Raw genomic sequence first — 559 nt, 5'->3', positions numbered from 1 at the left:
GGTCGCCATCGCCGAAACCAAGAAGAACAAGATGTTCACCCTCCCCGGTTTGGGCAAGCTCGTCCTGCGCGACACCAAGGCGCGCATGGGCCGCAACCCCGCCACCGGCGAAGCGATCAAGATTCCCGCCAAGAAGGTGGTGAAGTTCCGCATCGCCAAGGCGTGCAAGGACGCCATCGTCCCGCCCAAGAAGAAGTAGTTTCGTACCGGTTGTTCTACCCTCCAGACAATCGAAAACCCCCGCGGAGTCTTTCTTTCGGATATTGTGTTGTCGCTCGCGCCCCTCAAATTGCGATGGGGCGGGCATGCAAGGCCGCTTACGCCTGCTTCTTCTCTTCCGCCTTGTCCTCGCTCTTCAAGGCGTTCTTGAAGTTGCGAATGCCTTCTCCCAAGCCCTTGGCCACTTCCGGAATCTTCCGCCCGCCAAACAGCAGCACGGCGATGCCCAGAATGATTACCAGCTCAGGGACGCCAATGGATCTCATGCGGCCTCCTTACAATCGCATTATAGTCTACTTCACTCCCCCCGCATTCTGCAGCGTGCTCACTCTCCGCCGCA

The 559-nt window shown here is 58.7% G+C and carries 2 protein-coding genes; one reads left to right on the top strand and one right to left on the bottom strand.

Going from position 1 to position 559, the window contains the following annotated elements; all coding sequences use genetic code 11:
* The coding region (locus L6R21_28240; GenBank protein ID MCK6563095.1) for an HU family DNA-binding protein at nt 1-199 on the top strand (199 nt) is incomplete at its 5' end.
* Nucleotides 200-317: 118 nt separating this feature from the next.
* Here the strand turns inward: L6R21_28240 and L6R21_28235 are convergent.
* Nucleotides 318-485, bottom strand: coding sequence for a twin-arginine translocase TatA/TatE family subunit (locus tag L6R21_28235; GenBank protein ID MCK6563094.1), 168 nt, complete (start codon nt 483-485; stop codon nt 318-320).
* Between the last annotated feature and the right edge of the window lie 74 nt (nt 486-559).

It is taken from the genome of bacterium (assembly GCA_023150945.1).
GTDB lineage: Bacteria > Zhuqueibacterota > Zhuqueibacteria > Zhuqueibacterales > Zhuqueibacteraceae > Coneutiohabitans.
Note: the sequence above shows the minus strand (reverse complement) of the source record. Positions and strands in the feature narration are given on the sequence as shown.